Consider the following 22661-nt stretch of genomic DNA (forward strand, 5'->3'; position numbering starts at 1 on the left):
CGCGCGGCAGGATGGGGTCCATGACCGATGAGAAGACGTCCGTCGAGGAGTTCCTCGCCACCATGCCGATGGGCGCACTGAACGACAAGCTGGGCGTCGAGCTGGTCGAGATGTCCGCCGAGCGCGTGGTCGCGACGATGCCGGTCGAGGGCAACACCCAGCCCTACGGCCTGCTGCACGGCGGGGCGTCGGTGGTGCTGGCGGAGTCGCTGGGCTCGATGGGCTCGGCGCTGCACGCGCACGGCCTCGACAAGATCGCCGTCGGCGTCGACATCAACGCCACCCACCACCGCTCGGCCACCTCGGGGCTCGTCACCGGCGTCGCGACACCGGTGCACCTCGGTCGGTCGAGCACGTCGTTCGAGGTCGTCGTCACCGACGAGCGCGGCAAGCGGGTGTGCACCGCCCGGATCACCTGCGCGCTGATCCCCCGCGACGCCGTCACGCAGTAGGCGGCGGCTCGCTCGGCACCTCGGCGGGCCCGGGGACGTCGGCGCGTCGGGCCGAGCGGCGCGCGGCCAGCACCCGGGTCAGCTGCCGGCCACCGGCCCCGGACGACGACGCCCGGGTCGGTCGCTGCGCGGCGATCCGCGCCCGGACCGCCGCGGTCGGCGCGACCCGGAACGTGCCGACCTGACCCAGCGCGAGGCGGGCCATGAACCGGTTCGCGTCGCGCGACCCGGACGCCACGCCCACGCACACGTGCGGGACGCCGGCGTCCTCGGCGAACGCCGCGGCGCACTCCATCAGGGTGCGGCCGACACCGTGCCGGCGGAACGCGGGCGCCACGGTCGGGGAGACGACGTGCACGGCGAGCTCGAGGTTGAGCGCGGTCACCGTGCCGATGCGGAGGAGCACCGCGCCGGCCGGCTCCCCGTCGTACTCCGCGACGAGGAGACGCTGCTCGGGCGAGGCCTCGGCGGTCTTGACCACCTGCTCGAGGTCGGCGACGTGCTCGTGGTGCTCGGCGCGGCGCAGGGCGTCGCACCACAAGGTGGTGAGGAACCCGGCGTCGGTCTGGGTGGCCGGACGAACTGCGATGAGCGAACGCGACACGCCGACCTCCTGAAGGCGTCGTCGCCGACGCTGATTGCCGGCGTCCTGCCCGACGCCTGCCCCTTTCCCCGGGGGCGGTGACGAACACTACGCCCCCGGCGCGCCGGTTGTCAGAGGCCTCCCCAGGCGGCCCGGACCCCTGGTCCGAGACCGGACCGTGCCCGTGCCGTTACCTCGAACCACCCACCCGGGGCCCCCGAGGTGGGTAACGTGAACCCTCGGTCGGGCGACGCGCGGGCGTTCCATGGATATGATCCGCCGACCCACCACACCAGGGACCAGCTCGTCGGGACCTCCCGACCCGCTGACAGGAGCCACATGCCGAACCGTCAGACCCCGTCCCGGGGCATTCTTGCTCGACCACTTGCCGCCGTCGTGGCGCTCGGCGCCTTCCTCGCGCTGTTCGTGCTGGCGGGCCCGGCCTCGCCGGCGTCCGCTGCCTGCGACGGCACCGCGATCCCGAAGACGATGTCGGGCGTCCTCGTGAACTCCGCCGACGACGGCGCACCCGTGCCGGGCGTCGCGATCACCGTCACCAACTGCGACGGCGTCGAGTTCGAGGGCGAGACCGACGAGTCGGGCGCGTTCACGATCGACTTCGAGGCCGGCATCGGTCCCGTCACCGTCGCCCTGGACCCCGAGACCCTGCCCGACGGCGTCGACATGCGCGACGGGGCCAGCACCACCAACACGCTGACCGGCTCGCTGACCGAGCTCAACACGACGTTCCTCATCGGACCCGACGGGCGCAACGTCGAGACCAAGTGGGACCGCGTCGCCGGACTCGTCTACAGCGGGTTGCTGTTCGGCCTGATCCTGGCGATGGCGGCGCTGGGGCTCTCCATGGTCTTCGGCACCACCGGGCTGACCAACTTCGCCCACGGCGAGCTCGTCACCTTCGGCGCGATGGCGGCGTTCTTCGTCAGCACCGGCATCCCGCTCCCGTTCACCGACAACGACATCAGCCTGCCGTTCATCTGGGCGGTACCGGCCGTGGTCGTCCTGGCGCTCGGGTTCGGGTGGCTCCAGAACACCGTGCTCTGGCAGCCGCTGCGCAAGCGCGGCGTCGGCCTGATCGCGGCGATGATCGTCAGCATCGGCCTGCAGTTCTTCCTGCGCAACGTCTACGCCTACCTCACCGGGTCGCGCACCGAGACCTACCAGGACTACTACACGCCCCAGGGCAAGGACGCGTTCGGCCTGTTCACCTACACCGACCGTGACATCGCCATCGCCGTCACCTGCATCGTCGTCCTCACGGTCGTGCTCCTGGTGCTCCAGTTCACCCGGATCGGGCGGGCCACCCGCGCCGTCTCCGACAACCCCGCGCTGGCCGCGGCCACCGGCATCAACGTCGACCGCGTCATCTCGCTGGTGTGGATCGTCGGCACGGCGCTGGCCGCCCTGTCGGGTGTCTTCCTCGGCTTCACCCTGGGTGTCACCTACCAGATCGGGCAGCTCGTGCTGCTGCTGCTGTTCGCCGCGTGCTGCGTCGGCGGCCTCGGCTCGGTCTGGGGCGCGCTGCTCGGCGCGCTCATCATCGGCGTCCTGATCGACCTGTCGACGCTCGTCATCCCCTCCGACCTCAAGAACGCCGGAGCCCTGCTCCTGCTCATCGTCATCCTGCTCGTGCGTCCCCAAGGCCTGCTCGGCCGCCGGGAACGGGTCGGCTGAGGCGAAAGGACGAACGCAATGGACCTCATCACCACACCGCTCCACGACGCCTTCGCCCCTGTGGCCATCTCCTACGTGCTCGCGGCGATGGGCCTCAACATCCACTACGGGTACACGGGCCTGCTCAACTTCGGTCAGGCGGCGTTCGCGGCCGCCGGCTCCTACGCCATGGCGGTCACGATCGTCTCCTTCGGGGTGCCGTTCATCCCCGCCATCCTGCTCGGGCTCGCAGCCTCGGTCGTCCTGTCACTGGTCATGGGTGTACCCACCCTGCGCCTGCGGGCCGACTACCTCGCGATCGTCACGATCGCGGTGGCGGAGATCCTCCGCCTGCTGTTCAGCACCTCGTTCAAGAAGTACTTCCACGCCCGCGACGGCGTGAGCGGCTTCACCGGGACCTTCCGGTCCTGGAACCCGTTCAAGGACATGGAGGGCACGTTCCTGTCCTTCAGCGCCAACGACCTGTGGGTCATGGTGGTCGGCTGGATCATCGTCGCGCTCGTCAGCACGCTGGTGTTCCTCCTGATGCGCAGCCCGTGGGGCCGCGTCCTCAAGAGCATCCGCGAGGACGAGGACGCCGTCCGCTCGCTCGGCAAGAACGTCTACGGCTACAAGATGCAGGCGCTCGTGCTCGGCGGCATGATCGGGGCGATGGGCGGCTTCGTCGGCGCGCTGGGCCTGGCCTCGGTGCAGCCCGACACGTTCAACACCGACTTCACCTTCATCGCCTTCACCATGCTGATCCTCGGTGGCGCGGCCCGGGTCCTCTCCCCCGCCGTCGGCGCCGTGCTCTTCTGGGGCGTGCTGTCGTTCATGTCCGTCGCCCTGTCCGAGCTGTCCGACATCGTCCCGGGCGACCTGCTCGACAGCAACCGGATCGGCAACATCCGTTTCGCAGTGGTCGGCCTCGTGCTGATGCTGCTGATGATCTACCGCCCGCAGGGACTCTTCGGAGACCGGAAGGAGATCGCGATCGATGCCCGCTGACCGCGACGAGCCCACGCTCGACAAGACCACCCTCGACAAGGCCCCGCTCGACAAGGCCCCGTCCCACCGGGCCGCGACCGACGGCAAGGCAGGGCTGGCCGGACTGGCCGGTCTGTCGACCGATCCCGGCGTGGCCAAGCCCGACCCGATCCTGGTGGCCACGGGGATGACCCGCACCTTCGGCGGCCTCAAGGCCGTCGACGTCGCCCACCTGGAGATCCAGCGCGGTGTCATCACCGCGCTGATCGGGCCGAACGGCGCCGGCAAGACGACGTTCTTCAACCTGCTGACCGGGTTCGACCGACCCGACGCCGGCGAGCGCTGGTTCAACGGCCGCTCGCTCAAGCGGGTCTCGGCCAGCCGGGTCGCCCGACTCGGCATGGTCCGGACCTTCCAGCTGACCAAGGTGCTCTCCAAGCTCACCGTCCTGGAGAACATGCGCCTGGGTGCGACCGGCCAGCTCGGCGAGAAGATGTGGGCCGGCTGGCTGCCCTTCCTCTGGCGTGACCAGGAGAAGGAGGTCACCGGACGCGCTCGTGAGCTGCTGACCCGGTTCAAGCTCGACACCAAGGAGGACGACTTCGCCGGCGCCCTGTCCGGTGGTCAGCGCAAGCTCCTCGAGATGGCTCGTGCCCTGATGGTCGGCCCCGAGCTCGTCATGCTCGACGAGCCGATGGCCGGGGTGAACCCCGCGCTCAAGCAGTCGCTGCTCGGGCACGTGAAGTCGCTGCGCGAGGAGGGCATGACCGTCCTCTTCGTCGAGCACGACATGGACATGGTCCGCGACATCTCCGACTGGGTCGTGGTCATGGCCCAGGGCCAGATCATCGCCGAGGGCCCGCCGGACGCCGTCATGGCCGACCAGCGCGTCATCGACGCCTACCTGGGCGCGCACCACGACGTCGACATCACCGAGCTCGACCCCGAGGTGGTCGCGCTCGAGGTCGAGGCCGAGATCGGGGCCGAGCACGGCTCCACGGGCGCCTCCACCACCGAAGAACTGGAGCGATGAGCATGGCTCTCGAGAAGCAGACCGACGCCGACGCCCGCGCCGACGAGGCGCGGGCCAAGCACCTCGCGGCCGCCGACGGCGCCGTCCTGCGTGCCGACGACCTCATCGCCGGGTACGTGCCGGGCGTCAACATCCTCAACGGCGCCGACCTGTACTGCCACCCCGGCGAGCTGGTCGGCATCATCGGCCCGAACGGTGCCGGCAAGTCCACCCTGCTCAAGGCGCTGTTCGGCCTGGTGAAGGTGCACACCGGCTCCGTCACGCTGCGGGGCGACGAGGTCACCAACGAGCGTGCCGACTCGCTGGTCAGCAAGGGCATCGGCTTCGTGCCCCAGACCAACAACGTGTTCCCGAGCCTCACCATCGCCGAGAACCTCCAGATGGGCTGCTACCAGGCCCCCTCGAAGTACTCCAGCCGGTTCGAGTTCGTCACCAACATCTTCCCGCAGCTCGCGGCCCGTCGCGGGCAGCGGGCGGGGTCGCTGTCCGGCGGCGAGCGGCAGATGGTCGCGATGGGCCGCGCCCTGATGATGGAGCCGTCGGTGCTCCTGCTCGACGAGCCGTCGGCCGGGCTCTCCCCCGCCATGCAGGACGAGGTGTTCCTGCAGACGCGCGAGATCAACAAGGCCGGCGTCAGCGTCGTCATGGTCGAGCAGAACGCCGCCCGGTGCCTGCAGATCTGTGACCGCGGCTACGTCCTCGACCAGGGTCGCAACGCCTACACCGCGACCGGCGCCGAGCTGGCCAAGGACCCCAAGGTCATCGAGCTGTACCTCGGGACCCTGGCGAAGAAGTAGCCCGCCCAGCAACACCCGGCGCTCACCGCAGCGCGACAGCAGGCCCCCGGTGCCACCGCACCGGGGGCCTGCTGTCGTCTGCTCGCGAGCGGCCCCGGCCCGTCGAACCGGACCGGACCGGACCGGGCGGAGGCGGCGCGCGGCGGTGCGGTGGTGCGGTGCTGACAGGGACCCGCCGGAGGCTCGCCCGGACCCCGGGGTCGAGGGCGTGAGCGAGCCCTGGGACTGCCCAGCGCCTCGCTGGGGCACGGGGACACGAGAAAGGGCCCCGGGTGCCGAAGCACCCGGGGCCCTCCTCAGAAGGTGTGTCCTACCGCGGAGAAGGCTACTCGCCCTGTCCGAGGCCGGCCTGGATGAGCGCCGGGACGATCTTCTTGGTCTCGTCGAAGCTGATCAGGATGATCGCGTCGGGGTCCTCGGCAGCGATCGCCTGCACCTCGGCGTTGTAGTTGGCCGCCTCCGGCGAGTAGAGCTGGTAGGAGACGACGCTGCCGCCGGCCTCCTCGTAGAACGAGCGGACGTTCTCCGCCAGCGCCTCACCGTAGGAGTCCTGGCGAGCCAGGATCGCGATGTTCTGCTTGCCGTCCTCGATCAGGGTCGAGGCCATGACCTGGCCCTGCAGCACGTCGGACGGCGCGGTACGGAAGTACAGGCCGCTGTCGGCGTAGGAGTCGAAGGCCGTGGAGGTGTTCGCCGGGGAGATCTGGGCGACACCGGCCTGCGTGATCTTGTCGATGACCGACAGCGAGACCGAGGACGACGCTGCACCGATGACGACGTCAGCGCCACCGGAGAGGAGCTTGTCGGTCTCGGACGGGGCGATGTTCGGCGTGCCGTCACCGGAGTCGGCGCGGATCGAGGTCGCCTGCGACCCGTTGACGCCACCGTTCTCGTTGATCTCCTTGACCGCCAGCTCGACGCCGGCGAACTCCGGGGGCCCGAGGAAGGCGAGGTCACCGCTCGAGGGCAGCAGCATGCCGACGACGAACTTGCCGTCACCCGGCTTGACGCTGGCGATCTCCTGGTCGGGCTTCACCTCGGACGCGTCCGGGATCTGGCCGGTCACGAAGTTGACGGGGGCGTAGTTGTTGTCCGCGCCGTACTCGAAGATGCCGATCGTCGCGGCCGACGGGCTGCCGGTCGAGTTCAGGTCGATCGGACCGGAGACACCGTCGTAGTCGATGTCGGTGCCCGCGCCGAGCAGGTCGGCGCACGCCTTGAACTCGGTGCACTTCTCGCCGCCGCCGGTGACGTCGGCCATCTTGGAGCCGACCGCCGTGCCGGAGTCGTCGCCCGCGGCGATGGCCGCGAGAGCCGCCACGATCGTGGCGTCGTAGGACTCGGGACCGTAGGTGAAGTCCTTGAGCTTCTTGTCGACGCCGAGCAGCCGCTGACGGAAGTCGTCGCCGAGCTCGGCGCCCGGGTAGGTCGCCTTGACACCCTCGAGGGTGCCCGGGTCGAAGTCCTCGGTGTAGTTGGCGGTGTTGCCGTCGACGAAGTACAGCTGCATCCCCGTCGCCTCGGCCGGCGGAGCACTCGACTCGCCGCCCTCGGCGCTCGAGCTCGACTCGCCGCCGGACGGCGTGTCGTCGCTGTCGCCGTCGTCCTCGCCGCCACATGCGGCGAGCACGAGCGTGCTGGCAACGGCAACGATCCCGAGTCGCGCCTTCTTGCTAAGGGGTTTCATGGGGCCTCCGGAGTCATCACAGGTCGCGGCTCGTGCCGACGACGAGGCACAACCTAATACGGCTGCGCCCCCGCGCGCAGTATGTCGCCACGGCTTGTCGGATTCGTGATCTTTCCGTGTCGAAGCGCCTGAGGCCGGACAGTTGCCGGTCGAGGGTCAGGAACGGCCGGGAACGCCGTGCTCGACGACGCCCTCGGCCACCTGGCGCATCGAGAGCCGCAGGTCCATCGCGGTCTTCTGGATCCACCGGAAGGCGTCCGGCTCGGACAGCTGGAGCTCCTGCTGGAGGACGCCCTTGGCGCGGTCGATCGCCTTGCGGGTCTCGAGCCGCTCGGTGAGGTCGGAGACCTCGGCCTCGAGCAGGGAGAGCTCGGCGAACCGGCTCCGTGCCATCTCGATCGCCGGCACCAGGTCGGACTGGGTGAACGGCTTGACGAGGTAGGCCATCGCCCCGGCGTCGCGGGCGCGCTCGACGAGCTCGCGCTGCGAGAACGCGGTGAGGATCACGACCGGGGCGATCCGCTTCGCCGCGATCGCCTCGGCGGCCGCGATCCCGTCGAGGACGGGCATCTTGACGTCGAGGATGACCAGGTCGGGCCGGTGCTCGGTGGCCAGCTCGATGGCCCGGGCCCCGTCACCGGCCTGCCCCACGACGGAGTAGCCCTCGTCGGTCAGCATCTCGGCGAGGTCCATCCGGATGAGGGTCTCGTCCTCGGCTATGACGACGGTGGGCGCGTTCACGGCCCCAATCTAGCGGGCGTTCGGGTCACCGCCGTCTCAGGCCGGGTGCTCCGAGCCGTAGGTCCGGGCGAGGGGCGCGGGGAGCCGCGACCGCGAGTCGAGGTAGTGCGCGACCTCGGCCCGCTCGACCCGGCGCCGGCCGCAGGCGGTGGCGCCGGCCCGGGCGTTCTCGATGGCACGCTGGTTGCTGGCCGCGGCCCAGCCCAAGAGGTTCCACACGGTGTGCTCCCGGCGGTCTGGTGATGGAGACTTTAACTGTAGTTAGTTGATCATGTTTATGCAATGCGCCGACGGGACTCGCCGTGGGCTAGGGTTTCGTGCGCTCGCCCCGATAGCCCAACTGGCAGAGGCGATGGTCTCAAACACCATTCAGTGTGGGTTCGAATCCCACTCGGGGCACCCGGGTCGCCTCCGCCGCACCACCCGCTCGTCCGCAACCGGGCCAGCCAGCGGGTGGCCGGCGAGGTCAAGCGCTACGACTACCCGCGGTGGCAGCTCACCAACGTCAGCGCCGACATCCGGGAGCTGTGCTGCTGGGCCCTGGACCTGGTCGACGTGCCGTGGCGGCAGAGCCGCTGGAACTGCATCAGTGTCTCCCGGCGCGAGGCGGTCGCGCGGCTCGACGGGCTGATCGGCCCGAAGACCTGACGGCACGGGACCGCCGGCTCCTATGCTGGCGCGGTGGACCGCACCGTCACCGCCGCCGTCGTGCTGTCGGTGCTGGCGCTCGCGGCCTGCACCCAGGACGGCGACGCCGGACCGCCGCCGGACCCGCCCACCGCGGAGCCGGCCAGCTCCGGCCAGCGGGCGCAGTGCGCGGTCGCCGACCCCGAGGGGCAGCTGATCCTCCTGCCCGGCAGCCTGACGCCGAGCAGCGAGACGGTGCTCGACGGCGTCGACCTCGACCGCTCCGTCGGGCTGGAGGTCATCGAGCAGGCGGCCGTCGCGTTCGCCGGCCGGAGCACCGTGCAGGGCGTCGTCCTCGACTACCCCCCGCTGCCGAACGCCGACCTCGCCGACTCGCTCGCCACCTGGGACACCCGCCGGGCCCTGCCCGGGCTCAGGCTCACGCCCGACGACGGGCAGCACGCCGTCCTGGTGGCCGTGCAGCTCACCGATCCCGACGAGGCCGGTCACCTCGACGGCGTCGTCCTGCGCCACACCGACGCGGACGGCACCCACGAGAAGGTGATGGCGCAGCCGCTGCTGGTGCAGCCGGCCGACGCGCTGTGCGACGTCGAGGCCTACGCCTCGACGCTCGACTGGGCGCCCTGACGCGCCGGGGTCAGTTCTGTCGGCGGTAGGCCGGGGCCGCCTCGTTGATGGCGTCGCCCATCCGGTGGATGCGCAGCGCGTTCGTCGAGCCGGGGATGCCGGGCGGGCTGCCCGCGACGATGACGACGAGGTCGCCCTCCTCGACCCGGCCGATCGCGAGCAGCTGCTCGTCGACCTGGCGGACCATCTCGTCGGTGTGGTCGACCGCCACGGTCCTGAACGTCTCGACGCCCCAGGTGAGCGAGAGCTGCGAGCGCACCCGGTTCTCCGGCGTGAAGGCGAGCGTCGGGATCGCGCTGCGCAGCCGGGCGAGCCGCTTGGCCGAGTCGCCGCTCTGGGTGAAGGCGACGACGTACTTCGCGCCGACGCGGGCCGCGACCTCCTCAGCCGCCTTGGCGATCACGCCGCCGCGGGTGTGGGGGTCCCACACGATCGCGGTGATCTGGCCGGACTCGGCCTGCTCGAGGGCGTGGTTCTCGGTCGAGGTGATGATCCGGGCCATCGTCTCGACGACGTGGATCGGGTGGTCGCCGACGCTGGTCTCCCCCGACAGCATGACCGCGTCCGCGCCGTCGAGGACGGCGTTCGCGACGTCGCTGGCCTCGGCGCGGGTGGGCGCCGGGCTGGTGATCATCGACTCGAGCATCTGGGTCGCGACGATGACCGGCTTGGCGTTCAGCCGGGCCTTGCGCACGATCTCCTTCTGCAGGAACGGCACGTCCTCGAGCGGGCACTCCACGGCCAGGTCGCCGCGGGCGACCATGAAGCCGTCGAAGGCCTCGATGACCTCGTCGAGGTTGTCGATGGCCTGCGGCTTCTCGATCTTGGCGATGACGGGGAGCAGCTGCCCCTCCTCGCGCATGATCCGCCGCACGTCCTCGACGTCCTTGGCGTCGCGCACGAAGCTCAGGGCGATGAAGTCGACGCTGAGGCTGAGCGCGAAGCGGAGGTCCGCGATGTCCTTCTCCGACATCGCCGGCACCGAGACCGCCACGCCGGGCAGGTTGATGCCCTTGTGGTTGCTCACCCGCCCGCCGACGAGCACCTCGGTCTGGACGTCGGTGCCGTCGACCTGCAGCACGCGCAGCCGCACCTTGCCGTCGTCGATGAGGATCGGGTCTCCGGTCTTCACGTCACCCGGCAGGCCCTGGTACGACGTCCCGGCGACCACGCCGTCCCCGGGCACGTCGCGGGTCGTGATGGTCCACCGCTGGCCGCGCTCGAGGATCGCGTGGCCCTCCGCGAACGTCGCCAGCCGGATCTTGGGGCCCTGCAGGTCCGCGAAGATCCCGACGCCGCGACCCGAGGCGTCGGCGGCCTCGCGGACGAGGCGGTAGGACTCGGCGTGGTCGGCGTGGGTGCCGTGGCTCATGTTCAGCCGGGCGACGTCCATGCCGGCGTACACCAGCTCACGGATCCTCCGCTCGGAGCTCGTGGCCGGACCCAGGGTGCAGACGATCTTTGCTCTACGCACGTGCTCACCCTACTCCGTCTTGGATCGATCCAAGAACAACTGGCCGCACCAGACCCCCGCGAGTGCGCCCGGCTCGTCTCCCCACCGACGCCGACCCGTCACCTATAGATGACGGGTCAGCGTCATCTGCTCAGACGACGAGCGGGCGCGCGGTCGGCGGGATCGGCGCCGGCAGCGCCGTCGAGCCGGTCAGGTAGGTGTCCACGGCGGCGGCCGCCGCGCGACCCTCGGCGATGGCCCAGACGATGAGCGACTGGCCGCGCCCGCAGTCGCCTGCGGAGAAGACGCCGCTGACCGACGTCATGTAGTGCTGGTCGCGCGCGACGTTGCCGCGCTCGTCGAGGTCGACGCCGAGCTGCTCGACCAGGCCCTGCTTCTGCGGCCCGACGAAGCCCATCGCGAAGAGCACCAGCTCGGCCGGGATCTCGCGCTCGGAGCCCTCGATCTCGGTCAGCCGGCCGCCCTCGAACACCACGTCGACGATGAGCAGCGCCCGCACGTTGCCGTCGGCGTCGCCGAGGAACTCCTTGGTCGAGACCGCGTAGACGCGCTCGCCGGCCTCCTCGTGCGCCGAGGAGACGCGGAACGTCATCGGGTACGTCGGCCACGGCTGGCCCGCGGGTCGCGCGCTCGGCGGCTCCGGCATGATCTCCAGCTGCGTGATCGACGCCGCGCCGTGCCGCGTCGAGGTGCCGAGGCAGTCGGCGCCGGTGTCGCCGCCGCCGATGATGACGACGTTCTTGCCGGTGGCCGTGACCTGCTCGGAGCCGTCGGTGGTCGCCGGCTCGCCGAGCGCCGCGCGGTTGGCCTGCGGCAGGAACTCCATCGCCTGGTGGATGCCGCCCAGCTCGCGGCCGGGCACCGGCAGGTCGCGCGCCTCGGTCGAGCCCATGGCCAGGACGACGGCGTCGTAGCGGTCGCGCAGCTTGTCGGTGGTCAGCCCCGACTCCTCGGAGCCGACCTCGATGCCGGTGCGGAAGACGGTGCCCTCGCGCCGCATCTGCTCGAGACGCTTGTCGAGGTGCTTCTTCTCCATCTTGAACTCGGGGATGCCGTAGCGCAGCAGCCCCCCGATCTTGTCGGCCCGCTCGTAGACGGCGACCGTGTGACCGGCCCGGGTCAGCTGCTGGGCGGCCGCGAGACCGGCCGGGCCCGACCCGATGACGGCGACGGTGCGTCCCGAGAGCCACTCCGGCGCCTGCGGGCGCACCAGCCCGGACTCCCAGGCCCGGTCGATGATCGAGACCTCGACGTTCTTGATGGTCACGGGGTCCTGGTTGATCCCGAGCACGCACGCGGTCTCGCACGGCGCGGGGCAGAGGCGTCCGGTGAACTCCGGGAAGTTGTTGGTCGCGTGCAGGCGGTCGATGGCGCCCTCCCAGTCGTCGCGCCAGACCAGGTCGTTCCACTCGGGGATGATGTTGCCGAGCGGGCAGCCCTGGTGGCAGAACGGGATGCCGCAGTCCATGCAGCGGCCCGCCTGCTGGGTGATGATCGGCAGCAGCGCCCGCCCGGCCGAGCCCGGGTAGACCTCGTTCCAGTCCTGCACGCGCTCCTCGACGGGGCGTCGGGTCGCCACCTCGCGGCCCTGCTTCAGGAAGCCCTTCGGGTCAGCCATGGAGACTCTCCATCATCGCGTTGGCGGTCTGCTGCTCGTCGAGTCCCTCGGCCTCGGCCTTGGCCTTGGCCTCCAGGACGGTGCGGTAGTCGCGCGGCATCACCTCGGTGAAGCGGGCCAGCGCTGCGGGCCAGTCGGCCAGCAGCTCGGCGGCCACCGGCGAGCCGGTCTCCTCGAGGTGCTCGCGCACCAGCTGCTCGAGCTCGCCGGCGGCCTCGCCCTCGACGGGGCCGAGCGCGACGAGCTCCTGGTTGACACGGAACTCCTTCAGGTCGAGCACCCAGGCGACGCCGCCGGACATGCCGGCCGCGAAGTTGCGCCCGGTCTTGCCCAGCACGACCACCCGGCCGCCGGTCATGTACTCGCAGCCGTGGTCGCCCACGCCCTCGGTGACCAGCCAGGCTCCGGAGTTGCGCACGGCGAACCGCTCCCCCACGCCACCGCGCAGGAACACCTTCCCGGACGTCGCGCCGTAGGCGATCGTGTTGCCGGCGATGATCTGCTCGTTGCTGTTGAACGTCGCCGCACGGTCCGGGCGGACGACGATCCGGCCGCCGGAGAGTCCCTTGCCGACGTAGTCGTTGGCGTCGCCCTCCAGGCGCAGGGTGATCCCCCGCGGCAGGAACGCGCCGAACGACTGGCCGGCCGAGCCGGTGAAGGTGAGGTCGATGGTGCCCTCGGGCAGCCCCTCGCCGCGGTACCGCTTGGTCACCTCGTGGCCGAGGATCGTGCCGACGGTGCGGTTGACGTTGCGGATCGGGACCTGGGCGCGCACCGGCTCGCCGCGCTCGAGCGCGGCCTCGGCCAGCGGCACGAGCGTGGTGACGTCGAGCGAGCGCTCCAGGCCGTGGTCCTGCGTGCCGGTGTTGCGGCGCGCCTGGTCGGGGAACTGGGCGTGGTCGACCTCGTGCAGGATCGGCGACAGGTCGAGACCGGCGGCCTTCCAGTGCTGGACCGCCTCGACGGTGTCGAGCGCCGAGACCTGGCCGACGGCCTCCTCGAGGGTGCGGAACCCGAGCTCGGCGAGGATCTCGCGCACCTCCTGGGCGACGTACTCGAAGAACGTGACGACGTACTCGGCCTTGCCGCTGTAGCGCTCGCGCAGCACCGGGTTCTGGGTGGCGACGCCCACCGGGCAGGTGTCGAGGTGGCAGACCCGCATCAGGATGCAGCCCGACACCACCAGCGGGGCGGTGGCGAAGCCGAACTCCTCGGCGCCGAGCAGCGCGGCCACGACGACGTCGCGCCCGGTCTTGAGCTGGCCGTCGGCCTGGACGACGATCCGGTCGCGCAGGCCGTTGAGCAGCAGCGTCTGCTGGGTCTCGGCCAGGCCGAGCTCCCACGGACCGCCGGCGTGCTTGAGCGACGTCAGCGGCGAGGCGCCGGTGCCGCCGTCGTGCCCGGAGATCAGGACGACGTCCGCGTGCGCCTTGGAGACGCCCGCGGCGACGGTGCCCACGCCGACCTCGGAGACCAGCTTGACGTGCACGCGGGCGGCCGGGTTGGCGTTCTTGAGGTCGTGGATCAGCTGGGCGAGGTCCTCGATGGAGTAGATGTCGTGGTGCGGCGGGGGGCTGATCAGCCCCACGCCCGGCGTGGAGTGCCGGGTCCTGGCGACCCACGGGTACACCTTGTTGCCGGGCAGCTGACCGCCCTCGCCGGGCTTGGCGCCCTGCGCCATCTTGATCTGGATGTCGTCGGCGTTGGTGAGGTACTCCGACGTGACGCCGAAGCGACCCGAAGCGACCTGCTTGATCGAGCTGCGCCGCTCGGGGTCGTGCAGCCGCTCGGGGTCCTCGCCGCCCTCGCCGGTGTTGGACTTCGCGCCCAGCCGGTTCATCGCGATGGCGAGCGTCTCGTGCGCCTCCTGCGAGATCGAGCCGTACGACATCGCGCCGGTGGAGAAGCGCTTGACGATCTCGCTGACCGGCTCGACGTCCTCGATCGGGATCGGGTCGCGGCCGGTGATGTGGGCGCCCTTGAAGCGGAACAGCCCGCGCAGCGTCATCAGCTCGCCGGCCTGGTCGTCGACGGCCTTCGTGTACTGCTTGAAGATGTCGTAGCGCTGGCTGCGCGTGGAGTGCTGGAGCCGGAAGACGGTCTCGGGGTTGAACAGGTGCGGCTCGCCGTCCCTGCGCCACTGGTACTCGCCGCCGATCTCGAGCTGCCGGTGGATCGGCAGCACGCCGCCGCGGGGGTAGGCCGTCGCGTGGCGGCGGGCGACCTCCTCGGCGATCGTGTCGAGGCCGATGCCGCCCAGCTTGGACGTCGTGCCGGTGAAGTAGGCGTCGACGACGTCCTGGGAGATGCCGACGGCCTCGAAGATCTGCGCGCCGGTGTAGGACGCGACGGTCGAGACGCCCATCTTCGACATCACCTTGAGCACGCCCTTGCCGAGGCCCTTGATGAGGTTGGCGACGGCCTGCTCGGGCTCGGTCTTGACGTAGTAGCCCTCGCGGGCGAGGTCCTCGACCGACTCCATGGCGAGGTAGGGGTTGACCGCCGCGGCGCCGTAGCCGACGAGCAGCGCGACGTGGTGCACCTCGCGGACGTCGCCGGCCTCGACCAGCAGCCCGACCTGGGTGCGGGTCTTCTCGCGCACCAGGTGGTGGTGGACCGCGCCGGTGAGCAGCAGCGACGGGATCGGCGCCAGGTCGGCGTCGGAGTGCCGGTCGGAGAGCACGATGACGCGGGCGCCCTCGGCGATCGCGTCGCTGACCTCGCGGCAGATCTCCTCGATCCGGGTGGCCATCGCCGCGCCCCCGCCGGCGACCTCGTAGAGGCCGCGGGCGACGTGGGTGATGAAGCCCGGCATGTCGCCGTCGCGGTTGATCTGGCGGATCTTGCCGAGGTCGTCGTTGGAGATGACCGGGAACGGCAGCACGACCTGGCGGCACGACGCCGGCTGCGGCTCGAGCAGGTTGGCCTCCGGTCCGATGGTGCCGTTGAGCGAGGTGACGAGCTCCTCGCGGATGGCGTCCAGCGGCGGGTTGGTGACCTGCGCGAAGAGCTGGGCGAAGTAGTCGAACAGCAGCCGCGGCTTCGCGCTGAGGGCCGCGATCGGCGAGTCGGTGCCCATCGAGCCGAGCGCCTCGCCGCCGGTGTTGGCCATCGGCGAGAGCAGCACCCGCAGCTCCTCGGTCGTGTAGCCGAAGATCTGCTGGCGCCGGGTGACCGAGGCGTGGGTGTGCACGACGTGCTCGCGCTCGGTGAGGTCGTCGAGGTGGATCAGGCCCGCGTGCAGCCACTCGCCGTACGGGTGCTCGGCGGCCAGCGCGGTCTTGACCTCCTCGTCCTCGATGATCCGGTGCTCGTCGGTGTCGACGAGGAACATCCGGCCCGGCTGCAGCCGGCCCTTGCGGACGATGGTGGCGGGGTCGAGGTCGAGGACGCCGACCTCGGAGGCCAGGACGACGAGCCCGTCGTCGGTGACCCAGTAGCGCGAGGGACGCAGCCCGTTGCGGTCGAGCACGGCGCCGATCTGCGAGCCGTCGGTGAACACGACGCACGCGGGACCGTCCCACGGCTCCATCAGGGCCGAGTGGAACGAGTAGAACTCGCGCCGCTTGGCGTCCATCTCGGTGTGGTTCTCCCAGGCCTCCGGGATCATCATCAGCACCGCGTGCGGCAGCGACCGGCCGCCCATGTGCAGCAGCTCGAGCACCTCGTCGAACGACGCGGAGTCCGACGCGCCGGGCGTGCAGATCGGGAACAGCCGGTCGAGGTCGCCGGGGATCAGGTCGGACGACAGCAGCGCCTCGCGGGCCCGCATCCAGTTGCGGTTGCCCATCACGGTGTTGATCTCGCCGTTGTGGGCGATGAACCGGAACGGGTGCGACAGCGGCCAGCTCGGGAACGTGTTCGTCGAGAACCGCGAGTGCACCACGGCCAGCGCCGAGGCCATCCGCTCGTCGACGAGGTCGGGGAAGACCTGGTCGAGCTGGTCGGTGGTGAGCATGCCCTTGTAGGCGAGGGTGCGCGAGGAGAGCGACGGGAAGTACACGTCGGTCTCCCGCTCGGCGCGCTTGCGCAGGCAGAAGGCGAGGCGCTCGAGCGCCATGCCGGTGAGCCGCTGGCCGGCGCCGGCCACGAAGAGCTGGCTGAAGGTCGGCATCACCGAGAGCGCCATGCTGCCGAGGCTCGACGGGTCGGTCGGCACCTCGCGCCAGCCGAGGACCGCGAGGCCCTCCTCGGCGGCGATCGTCTCGACCTGGGCGCGGGTGGCCGCGACGTGCTCGTCGTCTCCGGGCAGGAACGCGATGCCCACGGCGTACGACGACGGCGCGGGCAGCTCGAACCCGGCCTCGGCGGTGACCGCGCGCAGGAACGCGTCCGGCACCTGGAGCAGGATGCCGGCGCCGTCACCGGAGTTGACCTCCGCGCCGGCAGCACCGCGGTGGTCGAGGTTGCGCAGCGCCGTCAGGGCCTTCGCGACGATGTCGTGCGAGGCCTCTCCCGTGAGCCTGGCCACGAACGCGACGCCACAGGCGTCCTTCTCGTGCGCCGGGTCGTAGAGCCCCTGGGGCGGCGGGAACGCGTGCTGGTACGGCACTGGAGTTCTCCCGTCGGTGGTGCCGCGCATCGATGGTGCGAACGCGGAACGTGTGTGGACGCAGGGACATCGTTGGCCCACGCGGCGGAGTTCCAGAGATTACCACCGCGTTACGCCGCCCGCGCCGACGTCCCTCCCGCGTGGACAACGCTGACCCGTCACCTATCGGCGACGGGTCGGCGTCAGGGTGTGTCGGGTCTCGCGGAACGGTCCGCGTCGGCGGGCTCGCCGTCGGGGTCGACGCCGTCCCTGGCCGGCTCGACGTCCCCGGCCGCGGCCGCCTCGTCGGTCCCATCGGTCCCGTCGGTCCCATCGGTCCCGTCGGTCCCGTCGGTCCCGTCGGTGGCGTCGTGCTCGTCGGTCTCCGGTGCCGGCTCTCGGCCGGGCAGGTAGACGGAGGGCTCACGACCCGGGTGGCGGCGGCTGCTCCACACGAAGTACGCCGCGGCGGCGACGAAGAGCACGATCGAGGTCCACACGTTGAACCGCAGCCCGAGCACGTCGTCGAGCTGGACGGCGTCGACGCGGAGGTACTCGATCCAGCCCCGACCCAGGGTGTAGCCCATGACGTAGAGCGCGAAGACCCGGCCGTAGCCGAGCTTGAACCGGCGCTCGGCCCACAGCAGCAGGCCGAAGACCCCGAGGTTCCAGACGCACTCGTAGAGGAACGTCGGGTGGAACGTCGTGCCCGGCGGGTAGCCGTTCTCGACGGCGACGTCGTCGGTCACGTCGAGCGCCCACGGCAGGTCGGTGGGCTTGCCGAAGAGCTCCTGGTTGAACCAGTTGCCCCAGCGGCCGATGGCCTGGGCCACGATGACCGCCGGCGCGAGGGTGTCCATCAGCGCGGTGATCCGGAAGCCGCGGCGGCGCGACCAGATCCAGACGCCCACCGCACCGAGCGCGACCGCGCCCCAGATGCCGAGGCCGCCGCGCCACACGTACAGCGCGGTGACGGGGTTCTTGCCCTCGCCGAAGTACTTCTCCCAGTCGGTGGCCACGTGGTAGAGGCGGGCGCCGACGACGCCGAACGGCACCGCCCACACCGCGAGGTCCTGGACGTCGCCGGGGCGACCACCGCGGGCGACCCAGCGGCGCTCGCCGATCCAGATCGCCACGACGATGCCGAGGATGATGCACAGCGCGTAGCCGCGGAGCGGGAGCGGGCCGAGGTCCCAGACGCCGTCGCCGGGCGGGTGCGGGAAGGTCATCGGGAGCATCAGGATTCCTCGAGGAGCGCGTGGATGTCGGCGGCGTACTGCGACGGGCTGGTGGTGGCGTCCCAGTAGACCGGTGCCTCGTCGGCGGGGTCGATCCCCATGACCTGGGTGGTGTGGCCGCCGGGGTCCTTGCGGTCGATCCCGACGGCGAGCGACCTGCCGACCGTGGCGATGGTGTCGAAGTCGCTGGTGAGCCCGATGAAGGCGTCGTCGAACTGGTCGAGGTAGCTGCGCAGCGCCTCGGGGGTGTCGCGGTCGGGGTCGCTGGTGACCATCACGACGTCGACGGCGTCGCGGTCGGCGTCGTCGAGGCGGGTCATCGCCGAGGCGAGGTTGGTGAGCACGGCCGGGCAGACGTCGTCGCAGTTGACGTAGCCGAAGAAGACCAGGGTCAGGCGCTTGTCGGTGCTGTCGGCGAGCGAGTACGCCGCCCCGTCGGTGTCGACCAGCTCGGTGGCCGGCACGTCGTAGGGGTTCTCGAGCACCCGTCCCGAGAACGGGGCGGCGTCGTCGTCGCCCCCGCACGCGCTCAGCCCGAGACCCAGCGCGAGCGACAGGACGAGGGCGAGGGCGGCCGGGCGGCTACGCACGGGCCGGGGCACGGCGTACTCCCTCGGCGAGCTCGGCGGTGAGCGCGGACAGCGCGCGCAGCCCCGCGGCGCGGTCGCCGGCGTGGTCGAGCAGGGTGCGGACGAACGCTGACCCGACGATCACCGCGTCGGCGTACGACGCCACCTCGGCGGCCTGGTCGCCGGTGCTGACGCCCACGCCGACGCCGACCGGGAGGTCGCGGCCCTCGGCGAGCGAGGCCCGGGTGCGGGCGACGAGGGGCCCGGCGAGGTCGCTGCTCGCGGCGCGGGCGCCGGTCACGCCCATCACGGCGGTGGCGTAGACGAAACCGCGGGAGGCCGCGGTGGTCAGGGCGAGCCGCTCCTCGGTCGAGGACGGCGCCACCAGGAAGATCTTGTCGAGGTCGCGCTCGTCGGCCGCGGCGATCCACTCGGGGGCGTAGTCGGGCGTCAGGTCGGGCGTGATGAGGCCCGCTCCCCCGGCGTTCGCGAGGTCGGTGGCGAACCGCTCGACGCCGTAGCGCTCGACCGGGTTCCAGTACGTCATCACCACGGTCGGGACGCCGGTGGCGGCGACCGCCTCGACGGTGCGCAGCACGTCGGAGGTGCGGAAGCCGAGCTCGAGGGCCTGCTGGGCGGCGGCCTGGATGGTCGGGCCGTCCATGACCGGGTCGCTGTAGGGCAGCCCGACCTCGATCGCGTCGCACCCGGCCTCGACCATGGCGCGCATCGCCTCGATGCCGCCGTCGACGTCGGGGAAGCCGGCCGGCAGGTAGCCGAGGAGGACCGCGCGGTCCTCGGCGCGGGCCCGGGCGAAGGCGCGGGAGGTGCTCACTGCTGCTCCGCCGTGGCGCTCTGGGGGTCGGCGACCGGGGTCGCCCTGCCGAGGCCGAAGTACTCGAGCGCGGTGCCCATGTCCTTGTCGCCGCGGCCCGAGAGGTTGACCAGGATCGTCTGCCCGGGGCGCTCGCGGGCCAGGTCGACCACGCCCGCGATGGCGTGCGCGGACTCGATGGCCGGGATGATCCCCTCGGTGCGCGAGAGCAGGGCCATCGCCTCCATGGCCGCCTTGTCGGTGACCGGGACGTACGTCGCCCGGCCGCTCGCCGCGAGGTGCGCGTGCTGGGGACCGACGCCGGGGTAGTCGAGACCCGCCGAGATCGAGTGGGACTCGACGGTCTGACCGTCGTCGTCCTGCAGGACGTAGGTGCGGGCGCCGTGCAGGACGCCGACCTCGCCGGCGTGGATGGTGGCGGCGTGCCGACCGGTCTCGACCCCGTCGCCGCCCGGCTCGTAGCCGTAGATCGCGACGTCGTCGTCGTCGAGGAAGCCCGCGAACAGGCCGATCGCGTTGGAGCCGCCGCCGACGCACGCCGCGACGACGTCCGGGAGGGCGCCGGTGAGCTCGAGACACTGCCGACGGGCCTCGTCGCCGATGCTGCGCACGAACGACAGCACCAGGCTCGGGAACGGGTGCGGACCGGCGGCGGTGCCGAAGAGGTAGGCGGTGTGGTCGACCGAGGAAACCCAGTCGCGCAGCGCCTCGTTGATGGCGTCCTTCAGGGTGCGCGAGCCGCTCGTCACCGGGACGACCTCGGCGCCGAGCAGCTGCATCCGGGCGACGTTGAGGGCCTGGCGCTCGGTGTCGACCTCGCCCATGTAGACGGTGCAGTCGAGCCCGAGGTACGCCGCCGCGGTGGCGGAGGCGACGCCGTGCTGGCCGGCGCCGGTCTCGGCGATGACCCGCTTCTTGCCCATCCGCTTGGTGAGCAGCGCCTGGCCGAGCACGTTGCGGATCTTGTGGGCTCCGGTGTGGTTGAGGTCCTCGCGCTTGAGGAGGATCCGCGCTCCCGCGAGCTCGGAGAGCCGGTGGGCCTCGTAGAGCATGCTCGGGACGCCGGCGTAGTTCTGCAGCAGGAGCTCGAACTCGCGGCCGAAGGCCGGGTCGGCGAGCGCCCCCTGCCAGGCGGTGTCGAGCTCGTCGAGGGCCGCGATCAGGGCTTCCGGCATGAACCGGCCGCCCCACTGCCCGGCGGTGTCGCCGAACCAGCCCTGGTCGTCGGCGGCCCAGCGGGTCGGGCGGGTCGTGCCGGTCGGGGTGCTCATGCGGTGACTCCGGTCATCTTGGCGACCGCCTCGCGCGGTGCGCCGTCCTTGACGAGCGCCTCGCCGACGAGGACCGCGCGGGCGCCCTCGGAGACGAAGCGCTTCACGTCGGTCTCGTCGCCGATGCCCGACTCGGCCACCAGCACGCGGTCGGCCGGCACCAGCGACGCGAGCCGGCCGAAGGTGTCGGCGTCGACGGCGAGGGTCTTGAGGTTGCGGGCGTTGACCCCGATCAGCTCGGCGCCGAGGGCCACGGCGCGCTCGGTCTCGGGCTCGTCGTGCACCTCGACCAGCACGGTCAGCCCGAGCTCGCGGGCCTCGTCGTGCAGCCGGTGCAGCGTGTCGTCGTCGAGCGCGGCGACGATGAGCAGGGCCAGGTCGGCGCCCGCGGCGCGGGCCTCGACGAGCTGGTAGCCCTCCACGATGAAGTCCTTGCGCAGCAGCGGGACGTCGACGGCGGCGCGGACGGCGACCAGGTCGGCGAGGCTGCCCCCGAAGCGCCGCTCCTCGGTGAGCACGCTGATCGCGGCGGCTCCCCCGGCGGCGTACTCGCCGGCGAGCGAGGCCGGGTCGGGGATGTCGGCGAGGTCGCCCTTGCTGGGGCTGCGGCGCTTGACCTCGGCGATCACGCTGGAGCCGGCGCTGCGGAGGTGCGGCATCGGGTCACGCGGGGGCGGGGCGTCGGCCAGGGCGGCCCGGACGTCAGCGAGCGGCGTCCGCGCCTCACGGACGGCGAGGTCGAGCCGGACGCCGGCGACGATGTCGTCGAGCACGGACATTTGCTGATCTCCGGTGGTGGACTGGACCGATGTTCGGATCGAGGTTTGCGCAGTGGCCTTCCGAAGCAGTCTGGCACGCGACCCCCTAAGGTCTGGCGCGACCCCACGTCATCTCCAGCAGATGGAAAGAGAGATCACATGAGCTACGGAGCTCCGCCCCCGTCCAACCCCTACGGCTCCCCCGGTGGCTACGGCGGTGCGCCGCAGGACCACCCGAAGGGCACCACCGTCCTGATCCTGGGCATCCTGAGCCTGGTGTGCTGTGGTCTGTTCACCGGCATCCCGGCGATCGTCATGGGCAAGAAGGCGCTCGAGGAGATCGACCGGGCGCCGCAGTCCTACGGCAACCGCGGCAACATCAAGGCCGGCTACATCTGCGGCATCGTCGGCACCGCGCTGTCGGTCGTCGGCATCGTGCTCAACATCATCCTGCTCGCGGCGGGTGCCGGCCTCGCCGGCAGCTGACCGACTCGCTGGACGGCGCCCTGGTCCCTCGTGGGTCAGGGCGCCAGCCATGTCCCGAAGGGCAGGTTGCGCGCCACGGTGAACACCGCGAGCGCGATCAGCAGGAGCACGACGAGCGGCGTCGTGAGGGCCGACGCCGGGCGGTCGGTGCCGCGCCAGGCGTCGAGCGCCCAGCGACCGAGCAGGAAGACCGCGACCGGGATCATCGCGACGAGCAGGACGTTGCTCGAGGCGGCGTCGAGGAACCGGCCGTGGGTCAGGTCGTTGACGGCGCGAAGGCCGCCGCAGCCGGGGCACGCGAAACCCAGCGCCGCGCTCGGGCAGGCGCCCCAGGAGCCCTGGGAGTGCGGGTCGCGCAGGGCCAGGGCGACCGTGGCGGCCGCCAGGCCGCCGATCGTCGCAGCCGGCCAGAGGACCTGGCGGGTGCGGGTCGCGAGCACCGGGTCGGCGGTCAGTGGCTCGACTCGTGGTAGCCGAGCCTGGCCATCACCACGAAGAGCAGTCCGGCGACCACGTTGAGGCCCACCCCGACCCAGAAGACCGCGAAGTTGATCGGGGAGAGCATCAGGCCCGCGCCGCCGACCACGAACCCGACCAGGGCGACCACGACCGCCGTCCACGCAGCGGGGGTGTTGCCGTGGTTGTCAGACAT

The 22661-nt window shown here is 71.4% G+C and carries 22 protein-coding genes and 1 tRNA gene; 9 read left to right on the forward strand and 14 right to left on the reverse strand.

What is annotated here, in order from left to right; all coding sequences use genetic code 11:
• Positions 1-20 precede the first annotated feature (20 nt).
• The gene (locus E4623_RS10020) at positions 21-452 is read left to right on the forward strand and encodes a hotdog fold thioesterase (RefSeq protein WP_134766341.1); all 432 of its coding nucleotides are present in this window, start codon (positions 21-23) and stop codon (positions 450-452) included.
• Here the strand turns inward: E4623_RS10020 and E4623_RS10025 are convergent.
• Complete coding sequence (locus tag E4623_RS10025) at positions 442-1056, reverse strand: GNAT family N-acetyltransferase (protein WP_245154993.1); 615 nt, start codon at positions 1054-1056, stop codon at positions 442-444. The genes E4623_RS10020 and E4623_RS10025 overlap by 11 nt on opposite strands.
• A gap of 318 nt (positions 1057-1374) precedes the next feature.
• Between E4623_RS10025 and E4623_RS10030 the strand changes: the two genes are divergently transcribed.
• From E4623_RS10030 to E4623_RS10045, 4 genes are read left to right on the forward strand one after another with little or no spacing between them, the layout of a single operon-like run.
• Positions 1375-2730: a branched-chain amino acid ABC transporter permease gene (locus E4623_RS10030; protein WP_134766342.1), complete on the forward strand. Its 1356-nt coding sequence runs from the start codon at positions 1375-1377 to the stop codon at positions 2728-2730.
• Positions 2731-2748: 18 nt separating this feature from the next.
• On the forward strand, positions 2749-3717 hold the full coding sequence (locus tag E4623_RS10035) for a branched-chain amino acid ABC transporter permease (protein WP_134766343.1): 969 nt from the start codon (positions 2749-2751) through the stop codon (positions 3715-3717).
• Positions 3707-4729, forward strand: a complete 1023-nt coding sequence (locus E4623_RS10040) for an ABC transporter ATP-binding protein (RefSeq protein WP_134766344.1) — start codon at positions 3707-3709, stop codon at positions 4727-4729. Before E4623_RS10035 ends, E4623_RS10040 begins: the two co-directional genes overlap by 11 nt.
• Positions 4726-5526, forward strand: coding sequence for an ABC transporter ATP-binding protein (locus E4623_RS10045; protein WP_167736555.1), 801 nt, complete (start codon positions 4726-4728; stop codon positions 5524-5526). The genes E4623_RS10040 and E4623_RS10045 overlap by 4 nt, the downstream gene beginning before the upstream one ends.
• A gap of 325 nt (positions 5527-5851) precedes the next feature.
• Here E4623_RS10045 and E4623_RS23145 read toward each other — a convergent pair whose 3' ends face one another.
• The 3 genes from E4623_RS23145 to E4623_RS10060 form a co-directional block, all read right to left on the reverse strand.
• Positions 5852-7213 carry an ABC transporter substrate-binding protein gene (locus tag E4623_RS23145; protein ID WP_245154994.1) on the reverse strand — a complete coding sequence of 454 codons (1362 nt, stop codon included), beginning with the start codon at positions 7211-7213 and terminating at the stop codon, positions 5852-5854.
• Between the two features lie 156 nt (positions 7214-7369).
• Entirely contained in the window at positions 7370-7954 is a 585-nt protein-coding gene (locus tag E4623_RS10055; RefSeq protein ID WP_134766345.1) for a response regulator, read from the reverse strand.
• Positions 7955-7990: 36 nt separating this feature from the next.
• Positions 7991-8173, reverse strand: coding sequence for a hypothetical protein (locus tag E4623_RS10060; protein WP_134766346.1), 183 nt, complete (start codon positions 8171-8173; stop codon positions 7991-7993).
• 106 nt (positions 8174-8279) lie between these two features.
• Between E4623_RS10060 and E4623_RS10065 the strand changes: the two genes are divergently transcribed.
• The 3 genes from E4623_RS10065 (at position 8280) to E4623_RS10075 (ending at position 9229) form a co-directional block, all read left to right on the forward strand.
• Positions 8280-8353: transfer RNA gene (locus tag E4623_RS10065), tRNA-Leu, on the forward strand.
• Positions 8327-8602, forward strand: a complete 276-nt coding sequence (locus E4623_RS10070; protein ID WP_209020592.1) for a hypothetical protein — start codon at positions 8327-8329, stop codon at positions 8600-8602. The genes E4623_RS10065 and E4623_RS10070 overlap by 27 nt, the downstream gene beginning before the upstream one ends.
• Positions 8603-8635: 33 nt before the next feature.
• Complete coding sequence (locus E4623_RS10075) at positions 8636-9229, forward strand: hypothetical protein (protein ID WP_134766347.1); 594 nt, start codon at positions 8636-8638, stop codon at positions 9227-9229.
• A gap of 10 nt (positions 9230-9239) precedes the next feature.
• Here E4623_RS10075 and pyk read toward each other — a convergent pair whose 3' ends face one another.
• The 8 genes from pyk to trpC form a co-directional block, all read right to left on the reverse strand.
• Complete coding sequence (gene pyk, locus E4623_RS10080) at positions 9240-10703, reverse strand: pyruvate kinase (RefSeq protein ID WP_134766348.1); 1464 nt, start codon at positions 10701-10703, stop codon at positions 9240-9242.
• Between the two features lie 130 nt (positions 10704-10833).
• The gene (locus E4623_RS10085; RefSeq protein ID WP_134766349.1) at positions 10834-12321 is read right to left on the reverse strand and encodes a glutamate synthase subunit beta; all 1488 of its coding nucleotides are present in this window, start codon (positions 12319-12321) and stop codon (positions 10834-10836) included.
• Positions 12314-16903 carry a glutamate synthase large subunit gene (gene gltB, locus E4623_RS10090; protein ID WP_134766350.1) on the reverse strand — a complete coding sequence of 1530 codons (4590 nt, stop codon included), beginning with the start codon at positions 16901-16903 and terminating at the stop codon, positions 12314-12316. The genes E4623_RS10085 and gltB overlap by 8 nt, the downstream gene beginning before the upstream one ends.
• 152 nt (positions 16904-17055) lie before the next feature.
• Complete coding sequence (lgt, locus tag E4623_RS10095; RefSeq protein WP_134766351.1) at positions 17056-18090, reverse strand: prolipoprotein diacylglyceryl transferase; 1035 nt, start codon at positions 18088-18090, stop codon at positions 17056-17058.
• Positions 18090-18692, reverse strand: coding sequence for an SCO family protein (locus tag E4623_RS10100; protein ID WP_134766352.1), 603 nt, complete (start codon positions 18690-18692; stop codon positions 18090-18092). Before E4623_RS10100 ends, lgt begins: the two co-directional genes overlap by 1 nt.
• Complete coding sequence (gene trpA / locus E4623_RS10105) at positions 18673-19494, reverse strand: tryptophan synthase subunit alpha (protein ID WP_134766353.1); 822 nt, start codon at positions 19492-19494, stop codon at positions 18673-18675. The genes E4623_RS10100 and trpA overlap by 20 nt, the downstream gene beginning before the upstream one ends.
• Positions 19491-20765 (reverse strand): tryptophan synthase subunit beta, encoded by a 1275-nt coding sequence (gene trpB, locus E4623_RS10110; protein ID WP_134766354.1) that lies wholly within the window; start codon positions 20763-20765, stop codon positions 19491-19493. The genes trpA and trpB overlap by 4 nt, the downstream gene beginning before the upstream one ends.
• Positions 20762-21544: an indole-3-glycerol phosphate synthase TrpC gene (trpC, locus tag E4623_RS10115; protein WP_134766355.1), complete on the reverse strand. Its 783-nt coding sequence runs from the start codon at positions 21542-21544 to the stop codon at positions 20762-20764. The genes trpB and trpC overlap by 4 nt, the downstream gene beginning before the upstream one ends.
• 138 nt (positions 21545-21682) lie before the next feature.
• Here trpC and E4623_RS10120 point away from each other — a divergent pair, with 138 nt between their 5' ends.
• Positions 21683-22009 carry a DUF4190 domain-containing protein gene (locus E4623_RS10120; protein WP_134766356.1) on the forward strand — a complete coding sequence of 109 codons (327 nt, stop codon included), beginning with the start codon at positions 21683-21685 and terminating at the stop codon, positions 22007-22009.
• Positions 22010-22044: 35 nt separating this feature from the next.
• Here the strand turns inward: E4623_RS10120 and E4623_RS10125 are convergent, their stop codons facing one another.
• A complete protein-coding gene (locus tag E4623_RS10125) occupies positions 22045-22449 on the reverse strand; it encodes a DUF2752 domain-containing protein (RefSeq protein WP_167736556.1) in 405 nt (134 codons plus the stop codon).
• Positions 22450-22460: 11 nt separating this feature from the next.
• The gene (locus tag E4623_RS22590) at positions 22461-22661 is read right to left on the reverse strand and encodes an HGxxPAAW family protein (RefSeq protein WP_167736557.1); all 201 of its coding nucleotides are present in this window, start codon (positions 22659-22661) and stop codon (positions 22461-22463) included.

The organism is Nocardioides sp. 1609 (assembly GCF_004522105.1).
Taxonomy (GTDB): Bacteria; Actinomycetota; Actinomycetes; order Propionibacteriales; family Nocardioidaceae; genus Nocardioides.